This is a genomic window from Tenacibaculum todarodis (assembly GCF_001889045.1).
Classification (GTDB): Bacteria; Bacteroidota; Bacteroidia; order Flavobacteriales; family Flavobacteriaceae; genus Polaribacter; species Polaribacter todarodis.
On the sequence record NZ_CP018155.1, the window covers coordinates 2824133 to 2842628 of the forward strand.

At 32.2% G+C, this 18496-nt stretch carries 10 protein-coding genes; 3 read left to right on the forward strand and 7 right to left on the reverse strand.

Annotated elements, in window-relative coordinates; all coding sequences use genetic code 11:
* Positions 1-43: 43 nt before the first annotated feature.
* A complete protein-coding gene (gene ahcY, locus LPB136_RS12940) occupies positions 44-1357 on the forward strand; it encodes an adenosylhomocysteinase (RefSeq protein WP_072556736.1) in 1314 nt (437 codons plus the stop codon).
* A gap of 352 nt (positions 1358-1709) precedes the next feature.
* Positions 1710-2171: a DUF1569 domain-containing protein gene (locus LPB136_RS12945; RefSeq protein ID WP_072556737.1), complete on the forward strand. Its 462-nt coding sequence runs from the start codon at positions 1710-1712 to the stop codon at positions 2169-2171.
* On the opposite strand, the gene LPB136_RS12950 is transcribed toward LPB136_RS12945, so the two are convergent.
* From LPB136_RS12950 to LPB136_RS12980, 7 genes are all read right to left on the reverse strand, one after another.
* The gene (locus tag LPB136_RS12950) at positions 2161-4953 is read right to left on the reverse strand and encodes a T9SS type B sorting domain-containing protein (RefSeq protein ID WP_072556738.1); all 2793 of its coding nucleotides are present in this window, start codon (positions 4951-4953) and stop codon (positions 2161-2163) included. The genes LPB136_RS12945 and LPB136_RS12950 overlap by 11 nt on opposite strands.
* Before the next feature lie 61 nt (positions 4954-5014).
* Positions 5015-9007: a T9SS type B sorting domain-containing protein gene (locus LPB136_RS12955; RefSeq protein WP_072556739.1), complete on the reverse strand. Its 3993-nt coding sequence runs from the start codon at positions 9005-9007 to the stop codon at positions 5015-5017.
* A gap of 229 nt (positions 9008-9236) precedes the next feature.
* Complete coding sequence (locus LPB136_RS12960; RefSeq protein WP_072556740.1) at positions 9237-10775, reverse strand: YifB family Mg chelatase-like AAA ATPase; 1539 nt, start codon at positions 10773-10775, stop codon at positions 9237-9239.
* Between the two features lie 55 nt (positions 10776-10830).
* Complete coding sequence (locus tag LPB136_RS12965; protein ID WP_072556741.1) at positions 10831-11403, reverse strand: DUF4126 domain-containing protein; 573 nt, start codon at positions 11401-11403, stop codon at positions 10831-10833.
* A 6-nt stretch (positions 11404-11409) separates the two neighbouring features.
* Complete coding sequence (locus LPB136_RS12970) at positions 11410-13377, reverse strand: protein-disulfide reductase DsbD family protein (RefSeq protein ID WP_072556995.1); 1968 nt, start codon at positions 13375-13377, stop codon at positions 11410-11412.
* A complete protein-coding gene (gene tilS / locus LPB136_RS12975; protein ID WP_237267397.1) occupies positions 13374-14720 on the reverse strand; it encodes a tRNA lysidine(34) synthetase TilS in 1347 nt (448 codons plus the stop codon). The genes LPB136_RS12970 and tilS overlap by 4 nt, the downstream gene beginning before the upstream one ends.
* An 89-nt stretch (positions 14721-14809) precedes the next feature.
* Positions 14810-15634: an alpha/beta hydrolase gene (locus LPB136_RS12980; protein WP_072556742.1), complete on the reverse strand. Its 825-nt coding sequence runs from the start codon at positions 15632-15634 to the stop codon at positions 14810-14812.
* Between the two features lie 170 nt (positions 15635-15804).
* On the opposite strand from LPB136_RS12980, the gene LPB136_RS12985 reads away from it, so the two are divergent.
* Positions 15805-18414 (forward strand): TonB-dependent receptor, encoded by a 2610-nt coding sequence (locus LPB136_RS12985; RefSeq protein ID WP_072556743.1) that lies wholly within the window; start codon positions 15805-15807, stop codon positions 18412-18414.
* The last annotated feature ends 82 nt before the right edge of the window (positions 18415-18496 follow it).

Consider the following 18496-nt stretch of genomic DNA (forward strand, 5'->3'; position numbering starts at 1 on the left):
CGTAACTTTGCAGCTCGAAAATTAGAATATAAATATACAAAATATGAGCACAACAACAGCTTACGTACCATTTAAAGTTAAAGATATTTCTTTAGCTGATTGGGGAAGAAAAGAAATTTTATTGGCTGAAGCAGAAATGCCAGGCTTAATGTCTTTAAGAGAAGAATATAAAAACGAACAACCATTAAAAGGTGCAAGAATTGCAGGATGTTTACATATGACAATTCAAACTGCTGTTTTAATTGAAACTTTACAAGCTTTAGGAGCAGAAGTTACTTGGAGTTCTTGTAATATTTTCTCTACACAAGATCAAGCTGCTGCTGCAATTGCTGCTGCAGGAACACCTGTGTATGCATGGAAAGATATGACAGAAGAAGAGTTTGACTGGTGTATTGAGCAAACTTTATTCTTTGGTGAAGATAAAAAACCATTAAACTTAATTTTAGATGATGGTGGAGATTTAACAAACATGGTGTTAGATAAATATCCAGAACTAGCTGCAGGAATCAACGGTTTATCAGAAGAAACTACTACTGGAGTTCACCGTTTATACGATAGAGTAAAAGCAGGAACATTACCAATGCCAGCAATTAACGTAAACGATTCTGTTACTAAATCTAAATTTGATAACAAATACGGTTGTAAAGAATCTGCAGTAGATGCAATTAGAAGAGCAACAGATATTATGTTAGCAGGAAAGCGTGTAACTGTTTGTGGTTATGGAGATGTTGGTAAAGGAACAGCTGCTTCTTTTAAAGGTGCAGGTTCAATTGTAACCGTAACTGAAATCGATCCTATTTGTGCTTTACAAGCTGCAATGGACGGTTTTGAAGTGAAGAAATTAGAAACTGTTGTTGCTAATTCTGACATTATTATTACAACTACAGGAAACAAAGATATTATTCAAGGTCGTCATTTCGAAGCAATGAAAGACAAGGTAATAGTTTGTAATATTGGACATTTCGATAACGAAATTGACATGGCTTGGTTAAATAAAGAGCACGGAAATACAAAAGATACAATCAAACCTCAAGTTGATAAATACAACATTGCAGGAAACGATATTATTATTCTTGCAGAAGGACGTTTAGTAAACTTAGGTTGTGCAACAGGTCACCCAAGTTTTGTAATGAGTAACTCATTTACAAACCAAACTTTAGCACAAATTGAATTGTGGACAAACAGAGATGCTTACGAAAACGAAGTGTACATGTTACCAAAACATTTAGATGAAAAAGTAGCAAAATTACACTTAGCTAAAATTGGTGTTGAGTTAACAGAATTACGTTCTGATCAAGCATCTTATATTGGTGTAACTGTTGAAGGTCCTTATAAGCCAGAACATTATAGATATTAAATAGTTGTTAGGTTTTAGTCGTTAGTTATTAGTAACAACTTAACTTTAAAAACTATTTGTCATTTCGAAATGAGCCTTTTTAGGCGATTGAGAAATCTCATAAAAATCAAAACCCTTACATTAGTTGTGAGGGTTTTTTCTTACTCTGTCATTCCGAAATGAGTCTTTTTAAGCCGATTGAGGAATCTCTTTTTTTTGGCGTTTTAACAGGCTGGAATTTACCTAGAGCGCAGTCGAAAGGCTATATCTTTTTTCAGAAAAAGAAAAAAGGTTAAGAATATCAATAGATATTCGAACGGTTTCAATCTTTAACGCAATAAAATGATTAAATTTATACTCGAAAATCGACTTTATGAATACTGAAAAACTAGATTATTTATTACAACGAATAGAGGGTTATATTGAAAATCATGAAGTATTAAAATTAGATATTTCTAAAGCATCTGTAGGTTGGCATTTAGATCATAGTCTTAAGGTAGTTAATGCGGTAGTTAAAACACTCCAAGAATCTGATCCAACAACATATAAAAACAATTTTAGTTTTGTTGGTAAAGTGTTTTTTGCTTTAGGTTTTTTTCCTCGTGGAAAAGCAAAAGCTCCAAAACATGTAAAACCACCAGAAGTGGTTTTAAAAGAAGATATAATTTTGCAACTTGAAATAGCAAAAACGAATATTAAAACAATCTCAAGTTTAGATAACAACGCTTATTTTAAACACCCTCTTTTTAGACATATCAATAAAAAAAGAGTTGTTCGGTTTTTGGTTTTGCATACAAATCATCATGTGAAAATTATAAATGAAATTACTTCCTAAGTAAACTAAAATGCCCTTTTCTAGTTTTTAAATTTCCATTTCTATCAACTAATTGAACCGTAAACCAATATTCGTTTGAAGGTACAGGTTTCCCTTTGTATAAACCATTCCAAGTTGGGTTTTCAGCAGATAATTCTGCCATTATTTTTCCAAATCTATTGTAAATAAGAATAGTACTTGAAGGATAAAAAGTAGCATTAAACCCTTTAATTGTCCAAACATCGTTAATTCTATCGTTGTTTGGGGTTATAAACTTTGGATAACTAATTACAGAAACTTCTTCTTGAGCTATACCACAGTCATCTTTATCTCTGATTTCAATAGTATAAATTCCTCCTTTTAAGTTTTCAAAAACTGGACTGTTCTGGTAATCATAAACAGTCAATAAATTTTCATCTAATAGACTAAATTGATATTCTCCTTGTCCAAGATTAGCTGTATTAATTACAATTGAATTGTTATCAGAATCGTCAACAATTTCAATGTCATTTTGCGTTATGGTTGCAATTTCGGATTCAATTATAGTAATTGTTGCCTTATCAGAATCACAACCAAACTGAGAAGTTGCTATTACAGAATACATTCCGCCTTCATTTACAGGAATCGTTTCTCCTGTGCCTATTTGAGTTCCATTTTCATCTGTCCAAGTGTAGGTGTAATTTGAGTTCGGGTTTTCTACAGAAATATCTTTTGAAGGAGAACTCGTCATACAAATTATGTCTTCTGGAAATACTTTAACAACAGGTTTCTCTCTAACAATAAAGGCAACTGTGGTTTCTTCATAACAAACAGCATAAATCGGATTTTCAATTCTTACCGTAATAGTTTGTGATGCCGTTGTAAACGGATTTGGCAACGGACTTGGTAATGCCGTTCCATTTTCATCAAAGTATTTTACAACCATTCCTGTTTGTGTGCCTAAAATAGTGCTTTCTATATTTGATGTATCAAAAGCAATTATTCCATCAGTATCATTGTCACATTGTTCTAAAGGTGCTATTGGGTTTGCAATTGGTACAGCATTTACCACAAAATCAAAAGTAGTTTCCGCATAACATTGTCCATCAGAATCTTGACTTGATGTGTTGGTAACTCTAGCTGTTATAGTTTGTGAAGCAGTATAAAAAGGATTTGGCAACGGACTTGATAAACTTGCTCCGTTTTCATCAAAATAGGTTACTGTCATTCCTGTTTGAGAACCTAAAAGTGTGCTTTTGATATTTGATGTATCAAAAGCAAACAAACCATCTCTATCATTATCACATTCTGGAGTAATAGTTACAGGATTTGCTACAGGTTGCGCTTCTACATTCAACGTAATATGATGCCCTAAACCTAAACAATCATTATCTAGTGCGCTATCAACTCGAATGTAAATCTCTTGCTGATTTGGGCTTGCTGTATTTTGATAATTTGAAATATTAGCATCAGGTATTGCATTCATTTCTGCCAAGGCTTCTGCTTCGGATTGATAATATTTTATAATCAATTGTTGACCAGCTGGAAAAATATTTTCAATTTCAGTGGTTACTTGACTGAAATCAAAAGTTGCAATTCCGTCTGTGGTATTTGCACCATCATCACACTCATAAAACTCTTTTGTGTAGGTTAACGGTATTTTCGTGGTAGAAACTATTAAGTCAATTTGGCTGGTTCTAAAACATCCGTTGGTATTTTCAATTCTTGCCCAAACCGTATCTGAACTTACAGTTTGATTTTCATAAGCTGTAAAGTTTGCAATAGGTGGCGTATTATTCTCTTGAGCTTGTAATTCAGTTTCAAAATAAGTAATTGTATAACTTGAAGAATTAGTAATAATTTCTTCATTCACTTCTGTTAAATTGAAAAAACTAAATCCATTAATATCAAAATTATCACATTGTTTTAATTGAACAAGTGGATTAACAATAGGAGCGTCGAAAATTTCTATTTCTTTAGGTATTGTATAATTTGTTCCATCTGTATGAAGAACTTCTGCTGTAACATTATAAATTCCTGGGCTTGAAAATTGATGTACAACATCTATAGAGTTAGAGGTATTATTAACTCCTGAGCTTGGGTCATCAAAATTCCAAATTACAGTGTCAATTTCTGATTGATTAGTTAATGTGAAATCTATTTCTGAATTAATACAATTATTTTCACTTTCTATTTCAAAAGGTAAAATTGTTTTAGATTCTCCGTTAACAGTTATGTAATACCGAGCATTGGGACGACCGATTTCTGTAGTGCTTTTATATTCTTGAAAAGGTGGACATCCTCCACTGTCGGATTTGAACCATGATAAATCATTATCATTTTGAGTACCAGCACAAAATGCTACAGCAGAACTTGCTGTACTATGTAATTGTTTTACTTCAACTAAAATTTTTTTTACACTAGCAGGTACAATAACTTCATTGTCAAAAATCACATTCACAATATGAGGCTGATCTGTAGTAGCAAATTGATGTACACTTTGACTACTTCCAATTAAACTATTTTCAGAAAAAGAATCCGGAAAGTCATCATCGATTTCATAAATATTAAATTGAATATAAACTCCCCAATTAGAGGAGTTAAAAAGCCCAACTTTCCCTGACTTAATAACAAATTCTTCATTTGTATTGATATTAAAGTTTTCAAGTTTAAATGTTCTTGCCCAATTAATACCACCCCAACTACAGCCGTACATATTATTTTGAATAACATCATCACCAACATTATGAGATAAAGTGATTTGAGAATTAGAATTGAAATAAAAAAGAAAACAAAAAAGAATTGAAAGGAGTGTTTTTTTCATAGAATTCAAAAATATGAATTTTACTCCAATATTTTCATCTTCTAAAATAACTTTAAAAGTTTCACTTCCTAAGTAAACTAAAATGCCCTTTTTCTTCTCTTAATCTCCCATAAATATCCGTCAATAAAACTAAATACCAATAATCTGTAGAAGGCATTCTTTTTCCTCTAAAAGTTCCATTCCAAGATGGGTTTTCGGCAGGAAGTTCTGCCATTACTTTTCCATATCTATTATAAATATGAATACTACTTGATGGATAAAATGAATTATTAAAACCTTCAATTGTCCAAAAATCATTGATGCCATCTTCATTTGGAGTAAAGAAATTTGGGAAATTTAGTATAGAGATATTAACCTCATCTGTTCCGCAATTATGTATATCTTTAACTAAAACTGTGTACAAACCAATATCTAAATTATCAAAAAACGGTTCACTTTGATAATCATATACAACATTTAAATTATCATCTAACAAACTGAATTGATATTCTCCTGGTAAAAGATTAGATGTATTTATGGTAATTGAATTGCTTGTCGAATTTTCATGTATAGTAATATCATCAATTGTAAGTACAGGAATATTAGATTCAATAACGTTTATTTGAGCATTATTTGTAATACAACCTAAAGGCAGTGTTGCGCTAACATTAAACAAACCAGCATTGGAAACATTTATAGTTGCACCAGAACCAATTTGAGTTCCGTTTTCATCAGTCCAAAGATAGGTGTAATTAGGGTTTGGATTCATCACAGAAATATCTAAAGAAGGGTTTTCTGTCATACAAATAGTTGCTTCTGGATCTACTTGAACAATGGGTTCTTGTCTAACAATAAATTCGATTGTAGTTTCCGAAAAACAAGACGCAGAAAGACTGTTTTCAACTCTCACAGAAATAGTTTGTGTCTCAGAATTAAACGGATTTGGAAGCGGACTTGGAAGTGCATTTCCGTTTTCATCCGTATAAGAAACAGTCATTCCTGTTTGATCATTAAGTAGTATGTTTTCTATTGTTGAAGTATCAAAATCAGCAAATCCATCTGTATCATCATCACATACTTCTTGAGCAGGAATTGTTGTTATAGTTGGATTTTCATTCACAATAAATTCGATTGTAGTTTCCGTAAAACAAGTCGCAGAAAGACTGTTTTCAACTCTTACCGAAATTGTTTGCGAATCGGAATTGAACGGATTTGGCAACGGACTTGGCAATGTATTTCCGTTTTCATTGGTATAAAAAAAAGTCATTCCTGTTTGTCCATTTAGCAGCGTATTTTCTATGGTTGAAGTATCAAAATCAGCAAAACCATCAGAATCATCATCACATATTTCTTGAGCAGGAATTGTTGTTATAGTTGGATTTGCATTCACAATAAATTCGATTGTAGTTTCCGTAAAACAAGTCGCAGAAAGACTATTTTCAACTCTTACCGAAATTGTTTGCGAATCGGAATTAAATGGATTTGGCAACGGGCTTGGCAATGGATTTCCATTTTCAGCTGAATAAGAAACCGTCATTCCTGTTTGCCCGTTTAACAACGTGTTTTCTATGGTTGAAGTATCAAAATCAGCAAAACCATCAGAATCATCATCACAAACTTCTTGAGCAGGAATTGTTGTTATAGTTGGATTTGCATTCACAATAAAATCGATAGTTGTTTCAGCAAAACAAGTTGAAGAAAGACTATTTTCAACTCTCACATTAACAGTTTGTGTCTCAGAATTAAACGGGTTTGGTAACGGACTCGGAAGTGTATTTCCATTTTCATCAGTATAAGAAACAATCATTCCAGTTTGTCCGTTTAGTAAGGTGTTTTCTATGGTTGAAGTATCAAAATCTGCAAATCCGTCAGTATCATCATCACAGACTTCTTGAGCAGGAATTGTTGTTAAAGTTGGATTTGCATTCACAATAAATTCGATTGTAGTTTCCGCAAAACAAGTCGCAGAAAGACTGTTTTCAACTCTTGCAGTAATTGTTTGCGAATTGGAATTAAACGGATTTTGTAACGGACTTGGAAGCACATTTCCATTTTCATCCGTATAAAAAACCGACATTCCTGTTTGTCCGTTTAATAAGGTGTTTTCTATGGTTGAAGTATCAAAATCTGCAAATCCATCAGTATCATTATCACATACTTCTTGAGTTGGAATTGCTGTTATAGTTGGATTTGCATTCACAATAAAATCAATTGTAGTTTCCGCAAAACAAGTCGCAGAAAGACTGTTTTCAACTCTCACATTAACAGTTTGTGTCTCAGAATTAAACGGGTTTGGTAACGGACTTGGAAGCGCATTTCCATTTTCATCCGTATAAAAAACAGACATTCCGGTTTGTCCGTTTAATAAGGTGTTTTCTATAGTTGAGGTATCAAAAGCCGCTGTTCCGTCTGTATCAGTTTGACAACTATTCAGAGATATATTTTGATTTAAAGTAGGGATTTTTAATACTTCAAAAGGATATGTTATAGAGCAACCACCACTTGTATTATAAATTATATTTGTAGTTCCAATGCCTACAGAAGTTACAAGTCCAGTATTATTAACTGTAGCAACATTTATATTAGAAGACGTCCAAGGTATAGTAGAATCTGGCATTCCTGTAGCAATTAATTGGGTATTATCTCCTTCGCATATTTTAGAAAGCCCAGAAACTGAACCTTCATTTACCGTTAAAAGAATGCTATTACTTTGTATGCAATTTTCTAGAGATTCAATTTGAAGTCTATAAAGAGAACTAGCAATTGCATTGTTAGGAATTGTACAGGTTATGGTTCCGCTACTATTTGTTGTAACTGTACCTATTTCAGTAGCATTGGAAAAATCACCATTTTCATCACTTAAAGAAGCCGAAAAAACTGAACCTGGACTAAAAACACCTGTAAGTTCAAAAGAAATTTCAAAACTTTCATTAACACATAATCTCAACGGAGGGTTTGGTTCTAGTAATTCAATGTTTTTTAAAATGTTATCATACACCGTTAAAAATATTTCTCCATTAGATTCGTAAACTACAACAATATTGTCTGTTGTTGGGCTTCTAGCAATATTATGGCTTTCTCCACTTGCAACTACAATTGGTGTGTCAAAACTATTACCTTGATTAGAACTTACACTAATCATTAAATCTCCATTACTTCTTCTATAACCATCAATTAAAGTACCTTGATTGTCTGCATATAAAGTTCTTGCTTGTGCTGTAGTTGTATTTAGACCTAGAGTTAATTCAGTTATTACCCCAGTATTTACGTCCATTTTGTAGCCTAAATTAGTAGACGGATTTGTTTCTCCGCCACCAACAAAAATAAAAGTTCCACAAGGTCCATCGCTTAAAGCGTAACTAGAGTAATAAACCAAGCCCGAAGGATTTAAATTTGTTTGTGATAAAGAAGTACCTTGGTTTGTGCTTTCAAAAAGTAACAAATTAGGATTATCCATTGGCATATAAACAACACCATTTTGGTCTGTTAATACATCTGCAAAAATCATAGATCTACCTGTTGAGGTAGCATTGAAACCACCAACACCATTATTGTTATTGTAGTATAAATTTCTCCCTTGTCTTTCTGTTAGATATACATTTTCGTTATAAGTTGTCATATGTATTTGGGTATCTAAAATAGTAGAACTAATTAATTCTGGAGTACTAAAAGTTGCGCCACCATCTGTACTTAGTGTAAAATAAATAGATTTACTTTCTACCCAAGCAATAAAAACAGTTCCTTGGTTGTTAATTGCAATTTCGGGCTCAACATTAGTTGCAATAGCAACCAAAACACTCGAATTAAAATTTAAACCGTCAGTAGTGCTTTTAGCAACTCTTACTTGATTATTATTAGCGTATACAACGTAAATATTTCCGTTAAAATCAATAGCAACATTTCTACTTGTATTTGCATTACCAAGGTTGTTATTTGTGCCATTATCACTTACAGGAATATCTGCGTATAATGGTGTTTGCGCTAAAGAAGAAAAGCTAAAAAACAACAGAAAACCAATAAAACAAATTGTTGTTTTATTGCATAGATTTCCCAAGAGTTGTTTTTCACCTCTCATTAATAGTAGTTTTTGGTATGTAAATTTAGGGAATTAAAAGAAGTAATAACACTCTTAAAATAAGGATTTTACCTATTTTTTTGGCGTTTTAACAGGCTTTCACTATTCGCTTTTTTGTTTTTGCTAAAACAAAAAGAGCTCAAACATAGAGCCTGTCTTGAGCGCAGTCGAAAGGTTCAATCCTTAACGCGCGTACTTGCCAACTAATTCCTGAAAATTGCTAACTATTTTATCCTAACCAACCTTCTCTGTCTAAACTTCTATATTGTATTGCTTCTGCTATATGATCTGGAGAAATATTTTCCTCATTTGCTAAATCGGCAATTGTTCTAGAGACCTTTAAAATTCTATCGTAAGCACGGGCAGAAAGGTTTAATTTATCCATTGCAGTTTTTAAAAGCGTTTTACTTTCTAAAGATAATTTGCAATATTTTCGAATTTGTTTTACACTCATTTGAGCGTTGTAATGTACATTTTCAAATTCCTTAAAACGTTCAGATTGTATCTCTCTACCTAAAGTAACACGCTCTCTAATTTTTACCGAAGATTCACCTTTTCGTTCATCAGAAAGTTTTTCAAACGGAACCGGAGTAACTTCAATATGAATATCAATTCTATCTAATAAAGGTCCAGAAACTTTACTTAAATAACGCTGCATTTCTTGAGGAGATGATGTCATTGGCGAATCTGGATTGTTAAAATATCCTGATGGACTCGGATTCATACTTGCCACCAACATAAAACTACTTGGGTAATTTACAGAAAAGCGAGCTCTAGAAATAGTAACTTCTCTATCTTCTAAAGGTTGTCGCATCACTTCTAAAACGCCACGCTTAAACTCTGGTAATTCATCTAAGAATAACACGCCATTATGTGCCAAAGAAATTTCTCCAGGTTGTGGATGGCTATTACCGCCACCAATTAAAGCAATGTCAGAAATTGTATGATGTGGACTTCTAAAAGGTCTTTCATATAACAATCCATTGTTTTTAGTTTTACCAACTACCGAATGAATTTTGGTGGTTTCCAAAGCTTCATGTAACGTCATTGGAGGTAAAATGGAAGGTAATCGTTTTGCTAACATAGTTTTTCCTGCTCCTGGTGGGCCAATAAGAATAATATTATGTCCGCCAGCTGCGGCAATTTCCATACAGCGTTTTATAGATTCTTGTCCTTTTACATCGCTAAAATCAAACTCAGGGAAATCTACATTTTTATAAAATTCTGCACGAGTATCAACAACTGTAGGTTTTAGTAATTCATCACCATTAAAATGATTGATAACTTCCATAATATTTTCAACCCCCAAAACTTCTAAATTGTCTACAATAGCAGCTTCTTTTGCATTTTCTTTCGGAAGTATAAAATATTTATAACCTTCTTCGCGTGCTTTTATTGCGATAGGTAAAGCGCCTTTTATGGGTTGTAAACTTCCGTCTAAAGATAATTCACCCATAATAATGTACTCATCAATTCCATCAGATTTAATTTGATTTGAAGCAGCAAGGATTCCCATTGCCAGCGTTAAATCATAAGAAGCACCTTCTTTTCGAATATCGGCAGGCGCCATATTAATGATAATTTTCTTTCCAGGAAGTTTGTAAGAATTGTTGTTAAGTGCAGCGGAAATTCGATAAGAACTTTCTCGAACGGCATTATCTGGTAAACCTACCAAATGATAACCAATACCTTTATCAATATTTACTTCAACAGTAATTGTGGTAGCATCAATGCCGAAAACGGCGCTACCATAGACTTTAACTAGCATATTTTTTTCTTTCTCTTTTTGTTAAAGATAGAGAAAAATATTAAATGTTTGAAAACTATGCTTTTAAAGATTTTTTAAATAGCTTTTTATACAGTTTTCTGATTCCTAAGAAAATTAAAACAACCAAAATAATAGCTACTATTGGGAGTAATATTGAGAAAACAGAAAGTACCATTGCAGTTCCTGTTTCTACGGTAGCAATAATAGGGTTTGCTATTCCACCTGTTGTGGCTGTTGAGGTAAGTCTAGTAGAAGCAGTAGTTCCCTTAATAACAGTTGCTGTTCCTCCACCTGCAATAATAGCTAATGCCCATGTAATTACTGGAGATAAATCTGCAACTGTAGAAATCATTACTGCGGTTCCAGCAATTGCTGCTAACGGAACAGCTATAGTGTCTAATAAATTATCGAACCAAGGAATATAATAGGCAAAAATTTCAGCAAGCATTGCAATTCCTAATGTTATTAGAGCAGGGATACTTGCAATCCAAAGCCAACTTTCATTTAAAGGTATTACACCAGAATATCCAGCTAAACTTAATGCGAAAAGCGGGAAAAATACTCTAAAACCTACTGAAGCAGCAAGTCCAATTCCTAGAAAAATACTGATTATGCTTTCTGGAGACATTTTAGTTTAATTTTTAAATTTCACCAAACCTTCATCCAACCATTGTTTATAAGTATCTCTATCCGTATATTTCTCAGGTCTATGTAAAATTTCTAAATCTGGACTTAATAATAAATAATAAGGTTGCGATGCGTTTTTAAAGTTTAGCACCTGAAAAGTTGCCCATTTATCTCCAACAGTTTCTATTTTTTTAATCTTTCCGTTGGCTTTTAAAAAGTCGAATTGCTGATCTTTCGGAAGTTCTTTTTCGTTATCATCTACGTATAAAGAGATTAATACAAAATCTTCTTTTAATGTTTGATAAATATCCGGTTCAGACCAAACATTTTCTTCCATTTTACGACAGTTTACACACGCCCAACCTGTGAAATCTAGCAAGATTGGTTTGTTATTTTCTTTAGCATACTGTAAACCTTCATCAAAATCTTTAAAACAATTTAAACCTAACGGACAATCACTTTCTTGCTCGTAAATACTATAAAATTGTGGTGGTGGAAATCCGCTTAATTGATTTAAATTCCAAGTTGGATTTTTCATAACACCTGGAATTAAATAGATTACAAATGATGCAACTAAAATTCCGAAGGAAATACGAGAAAAAGATAATTTTTTTGAAGGGCCATCATGTGGAAATTTAATTTTTCCGAAGATATATAAAGCTAATCCAAAGAAGATAAGAATCCAAATTCCAATAAAGACCTCACGTTTTAAGAAATCCCAATGCCCAACTAAATCAGCATTTGATAAGAATTTAAAAGCAAAAGCTAATTCTAAAAAACCTAGTACAACTTTTGTTGTGTTTAACCAACCACCAGATTTTGGTAATGAGTTTAACCAGCTAGGAAACAATGCGAATAAAGCAAATGGTAACGCTAACGCTAAACCAAAACCAACCATACCTGTAGAAAGCTGCATTGCGGTATTTCCAGATGCATTTAAAGAACCTGCTAATAAAGAACCTAAAATTGGACCTGTACAAGAAAAAGATACAATAGCTAAGGTTAATGCCATAAAGAAAATACCAATAATTCCTCCAACATTTGAAGCATCATCCATTTTATTTCCCCAAGAACTTGGTAGTGTAATTTCATAAAAACCAAAGAATGAAAACGCAAAAAAGGCAAGTATAGCAAAGAAAAATAGATTTAGCCATACATTGGTAGAAATGCTATTTAAAATACTAGGATCTAAACCGTCAATTAAATGAAAAGGAAGGCTTAAAAGAAAGTAGATAACAACAATAAAAACACCGTATAAAACAGCATTGGTAATTCCTTTGGACTTTGTTTGAGATTGTTTTGTGAAAAATGAAACCGTAAGCGGAATCATTGGGAAAACACAAGGTGTTAATAATGCTAATAATCCACCAACAAAACCAAGAATAAAAATGGTAAAAAGACTACTTCCTTCTTCAGAATTACCATCAGAATCCATTTTTAAAAGTGAAGTGTTTTTTAAATCTAATTTTAATTTTTTTGATAGTAATTTACTGCGTTCATCAATGGTTTCAACAATGTTTAAAGTTTGCCCATTTAATGATAAAATAAATGATTCTTCTATTTGTAAACAAGCTTCTTTACAAACTTGCCCTTCTAAGATAATTTTAATTCTAGAAGCTGTTGGATCTGTAATTTCTATACGCTGTGTTAGGGTTGCGTTTTTTTTGAAGAAAATCTCTTCCTTATCCCAAATTTCTGTATACTCTTTATAGGTTTTGCTTTCTTTGGCTTTACCAATAATTTTATAATTTGCAAGACTGTCTGGTGCGTAAATTTCAATAGGCAAAGATGCTCCATCTGGATTGTATTGAGAATACACATGCCATTTATCTAAGATTTTGGCTTTAAAAATAACATCATATTCTGTATCTGATATTTTTTTTATTTCAGCATTCCAAACTGACGGATTATCTTCTGTTTGTGCAAAAGAGGTGAGTGATAAAATAAGTGAAATTAATAATATGAATTGCTTCATTTGTGTGTTATTTTTATAATATTTTGTGTGTTGGTGGTAACCAAAAAACGATTGTCTTGTCTTTTGTTTAAAACCCAAATAATTTTATTGTCAGAAGAACAAAGTAACCAAGTATTTTCTTTTTCTAAGAGTGAAAGTTTTTCATCTTTAAAATACTTACTTAACTTCTTTTTACCATTCATTCCTGACGGGTAAAGATAGTCGCCATTTTGCCATTTTCTTACTGTTAATGGAAATTTTAACAAATCTTTATCTACAAAAATAACATTATTTTTTGTGTCAACTTTCTCAGAAACTTTTTCTAGTTTAAGCTGAATAGGATTCGTGATTTTTGTTTGATTTTCTTCAATATAAAAAACCTGGTTTTCTTCAAAAGAACTAATCTCAGTAACCAAAAGAAAATCTCGATTTTTTAAAAGTCGATGTGTTTTAGAAAACACTTGTTTTCCCGATTGGGCAGAAAGTAAATTTTCAACATCATTCCATTCAGTAAAATTATATGCTTTTAAAAGTTGATATAAATATACTTTTGGGTTTGATAATTGCTGAATTTTTTCAATATCAATCTTTGTCACTTCTAGCGCAGTTGAGAAGTCTTTTGAAACAACTTTTGCTTTAATATCTTCAATGCTATCGTCAATAATTTGTTGACTTTCTTGCAGAAAAAGAGAGGTTTTTTCAAACGAATTTAATAGGTTAGGATTCAATTCTTTTAATTTCGGAATTACTTCGTGCCTAATTTTATTACGGACATATTTTGTTTCCGCATTACTTGCATCTTCTCTCCAATTAATATTGTTTTCTGTAGCAAATTGTTTAATTTCTTCACGTGAAAAAACTAATAACGGACGCACAATATTTTTGTTAATCGCTGGAATTCCGGTTAAACCTTCCAATCCTGTTCCTCTAGTTAGATTTATTAAAAAAGTTTCTAAATTATCATCTGCATGATGCGCAGTTAATACAAAATCAAAAGAATGTTTTTTAACCAATTTTTGAAACCAATTATAACGTAATTCTCTTGCTGCAATTTGTGTAGATAATTTGTTTTCTTTGGAGTATTTCTTTGTATTAAACGTAGTTTGATATACTTTTAAATTTAGTTTTTCGCCTAGATTAACTACAAATTGTTCATCTAAATCACTTTCGTTTCCACGTAATTGAAAATTACAATGAGCTAAAGAAGCTTCAGCTACATTCAGTGTACTGAATATGTGTGTTAAAACTACAGAATCCAAACCGCCAGAAATAGCAATTAGTAGTTTTTTTCCTTCTAAGAAAGGAAAATTATCGGCAATATGTTTTTTGAATTTCTGATGCATTTCAGCTTCAAAAGTAAACATTTCCTGTCATTCCTGCGAAGGCAGGAATCTAAAAATAAAATGAGGCTATTATTAATGAGATTCCTGCCTTCGCAGGAATGACAATTTTTTTAAAGTTGAGAATTCATCCAATTTGCAACATCTTCTAGCATTTCTTCTTTGCATAAATCGTTATGCAATTCATGATAACCACCTTTATAGGTTTTTAAGGTTGCGTTTTTTGATTTGTTGGCAAAAGATTCAGTTCCTTTATAGTCAATAATTTTATCGTCAGTTCCATGTAATAAATACATCGACGTTTCTAATTTAGAAGCGTTTTCAATTGCCCAATCCGCAGCGTCAAAAAAGGATAATGAAAAATTAGGGCTCACTTTATCATGCACCAAAGGATCATTTGTATATAGATCTACTTCTTCTTGGACTCGTGAAATTCCGTTAGCATCTAACTCACTTGGTAAGGTAATTGACGGCGCAATCTTTTGCATAATTTTCCCTACAGATAATTTCCAAGCTGGTGGTGTAAATGCTAATTTTAACATTGGGCTGGTTGCAATAACACCTTTTAAAGTATGGTTTTTTCTCAATGTGTAATTAATAACGGCATTTCCTCCCATTGAATGTCCATATAAAAAAACAGGTTTGTTTGGGTACAATTCTTTTGCTTTATTTATAACTTCAGTAATACTTTCTAAGACGGCATTATAATTAGGATTGTGACCTCTTTTTCCAGTAGTTTTTCCGTGTCCAAAATGATCAAAAGCAACTACAGAAAAATCATTCTCTACTAATTTTGGAACTACTGAAGTTGTATATCTTGTAGAATGTTCGCCCATTCCGTGAACCAAAACTACAACTGCTTTTGGGTTTTCTGGTTGCCAATATTGACCAAAAAAATCAGTTTTATAAATATTGAAAGTAAACTCTTGATGTGTCATGAAGTTATAATAGATTAATAACAAATGTAGTAAATAAGAACGTAATATATCTGGGGTTTTTTTATCGAATCTATAATTCTAGTAGTCCGAAAATAATTTTTTATTAATTTTATCTTGCTTATGTTGATTATAATTTAAACATTTGTTTTATAATTTTAATCAAATTAATTATGAAACTAAACAACTTTATTAGCAAATTACTTTTTGCATTTGGATTATTGCTTGTTACCACAGCTTTTGGGCAAACAATTACAGGAAAAGTTACTGATACAAATGGTGAGTCTTTGCCTTACGTTAATGTCATCGAAAAAGGTACCACTAATGGTACTACTACAGATGAAAATGGAGCTTTTTCTCTTAATGTAAAAAAGATGCCTACAATAATAGTGGTATCGTCTATTGGTTTTTCTGCCATTGAAAAACAAATTACAAATACAACTCCATTAACTTTTACACTAAAAGAAGATAGTGTAAGTTTAGATGAAATTGTATTAACAGGTAACCGTTCTAAACCTAGAACAATATTAGATTCGGCAGTGCCAATTGATAATATTAATGCTGGTGACTTAAAAGCTACTGGGCAAACTAGTGTAGATCAAATGCTAACTTTTAGTGTTCCTTCTTATAATGCAAGTAGTCAAACAGTTTCTGATGGAACTGCTCATTTTGACCCTGCAGATTTAAGAGGTTTAGGGCCAAGTAGAACTTTAGTTTTAGTAAACGGTAAACGTAAAAATCAAAGTGCTTTAGTCTATGTAAATGACACTCCTGGTAAAGGTGAAGTTGGTGTAGATATGAAAAGTATACCTACAGCAGCAATTGAAAGAGTTGAAGTTTTACGTGATGGTGCATCTGCACAATATGGTTCTGATGCAGTTGCAGGTGTAATAAATATCATTTTGAAGAAAAATGTTAGTTTTACTGAAGTAAACGTTAATTCAGGTGTTACTAAAGAAGGAGACGGATTTAATATTGATGGTGATGTAAATCACACATTTACTTTTGCAGATGGCGGTTTTGTAAATACTTCTTTAGGATTAAGTTACCAAGACATTACTAATAGAGCCGGTGAGCCAGGGAAAGATGACTTATTTGGTGTTGATGATCAATGGACTAGAGATAACCCAGCATTAGGAATGACTATTGGGCAACCAGAAATGAAAAAAGGAGATATATTTGTTAATGCAGAGATGCCTTTAAATGATAATACTAAATTGTATGCTTTTGGAGGTTTTAATATGAGACAAGGAAAGAGTTTTGCATTATACAGACCACCATATTGGGTTCAAGATCCACATAATTTACTACATGAAGCAGGAACAGAATATCAAGGTTTTCAGCCGACCTTTGAAACTGATATAAAGGACTTTTTATTTACTGCAGGAAGTAAATTTAAGTTAGGAGAATTTAATGCGGATGCAAGTGCTAGTTATGGTAGTAATTCAGTTGGTTATACTATTGGTAATACTTTAAACCCAAGTTTAGGAGCAAATAGTCCAACATCTTTTGATGCTGGAGCGTATGCTTTTAGTAATATTATTGGAAATTTTGATGTTAGTCGTTCTTTTGGAGATGTAAGTATAGGTATAGGTTTAGAAGGACGTCAAGAGCAGTTTGATGTTACTGCAGGTCAGGAAGAATCTTATATAGACGGAGGAGCTCAATCTTTTCCAGGATTACAACCAGGAAACGCTTTAAGTGAAACAAGAACTAATATTGGAGGTTATGGTACTTTAGATTGGGATATAACAGATAAGTTCTTAATAAGTGGAGCAGCTCGTTATGAAAATTATTCAGATTTTGGAGGAAATACTTCTTGGAAAATTAGCTCAAGATATAAGATTAATGATTCAGGTGTATTGAGAGCATCTTATAGTACTGGTTTTAGAGCGCCATCTTTACATCAAGTATATTTAAGTAATGTACAAACGTTAGTTTCTGGTGGTACAATTTCTAATCAAGGGACCTTTAATAATGTAAGTCCTGTGATAAAAGATTTAGGTGTAGCTTCGTTATTTGCTGAAACATCTAAAAGTATTTCTGCTGGTATAACTGTTAAAGCTTCTAGAGATTTTACAATTTCATTAGATTATTATAATGTAAAAGTTGAAGACAGGGTAGTATTCTCTGGCGAAATTGGAGGAACTGATGATAATGGTAATCCAAATGCAGCAGTACAACAAATTTTAGATGACAATAGTGTTACCAGTATTAAATTTTTTATTAATGCAGCAGATACCAAAACAGAAGGATTTGACTTTACAGTACGTCAAAAAAACTTAGAAGTTGGTGCAGGGAAACTAGGTGTTAATTTAGCATTAAATGTTAATAATACTAGATTAGAAGGAGAGGTTAAAACTCCTACAAAATTATCAAGTTATAAAAATGCTATTTTTAACAGAAAAGAACAATCGAGAATTATTAGCGCTAGACCAAGCACTAAATTCTTATTTGGAGGAGATTATAAAATAAATAAATTTTCAGCAAATTTAAATAACACTTATTTTGGTGAAGTAACTTGGATGCATGCAACAGATCCTGGCAAAGATCAAACTTTTCAAGGAAAAGTTATTACAGATCTATTTTTTGGATATGAGTTAACTGATAAAATATCTATTAATGCACAGGTAAATAATTTATTTAATGTGTATCCAGATGAGTTAGATGCTAAAGGAGATGCTTCTACTGATTTGGGAGGTCGCTTTAAATACCCTTGGGAAGTAAACCAGTTTGGGTTTAATGGAATGACATTTAGAGCAGGATTAACTTTAAAGTTATAAGTATTAAATAAAATACAAAGCATAAAAAAAGCTGTCTTTTTAAAGACAGCTTTTTTTATGCTTTGTTAATCGTTTAAGATAG

Bases quoted from the DNA above. Each gene is read 5' to 3' on its own strand.
- LPB136_RS12950 (WP_072556738.1), bottom strand. From the start codon at position 4,953: ATGAAAAAAACACTCCTTTCAATTCTTTTTTGTTTTCTTTTTTATTTC.
- tilS (WP_237267397.1), bottom strand. From the start codon at position 14,720: ATGTTTACTTTTGAAGCTGAAATGCATCAGAAATTCAAAAAACATATT.
- ahcY (WP_072556736.1), top strand. From the start codon at position 44: ATGAGCACAACAACAGCTTACGTACCATTTAAAGTTAAAGATATTTCT.
- LPB136_RS12980 (WP_072556742.1), bottom strand. From the start codon at position 15,634: ATGACACATCAAGAGTTTACTTTCAATATTTATAAAACTGATTTTTTT.
- LPB136_RS12965 (WP_072556741.1), bottom strand. From the start codon at position 11,403: ATGTCTCCAGAAAGCATAATCAGTATTTTTCTAGGAATTGGACTTGCT.
- LPB136_RS12955 (WP_072556739.1), bottom strand. From the start codon at position 9,007: ATGAGAGGTGAAAAACAACTCTTGGGAAATCTATGCAATAAAACAACA.
- LPB136_RS12970 (WP_072556995.1), bottom strand. From the start codon at position 13,377: ATGAAGCAATTCATATTATTAATTTCACTTATTTTATCACTCACCTCT.
- LPB136_RS12960 (WP_072556740.1), bottom strand. From the start codon at position 10,775: ATGCTAGTTAAAGTCTATGGTAGCGCCGTTTTCGGCATTGATGCTACC.
- LPB136_RS12945 (WP_072556737.1), top strand. From the start codon at position 1,710: ATGAATACTGAAAAACTAGATTATTTATTACAACGAATAGAGGGTTAT.
- LPB136_RS12985 (WP_072556743.1), top strand. From the start codon at position 15,805: ATGAAACTAAACAACTTTATTAGCAAATTACTTTTTGCATTTGGATTA.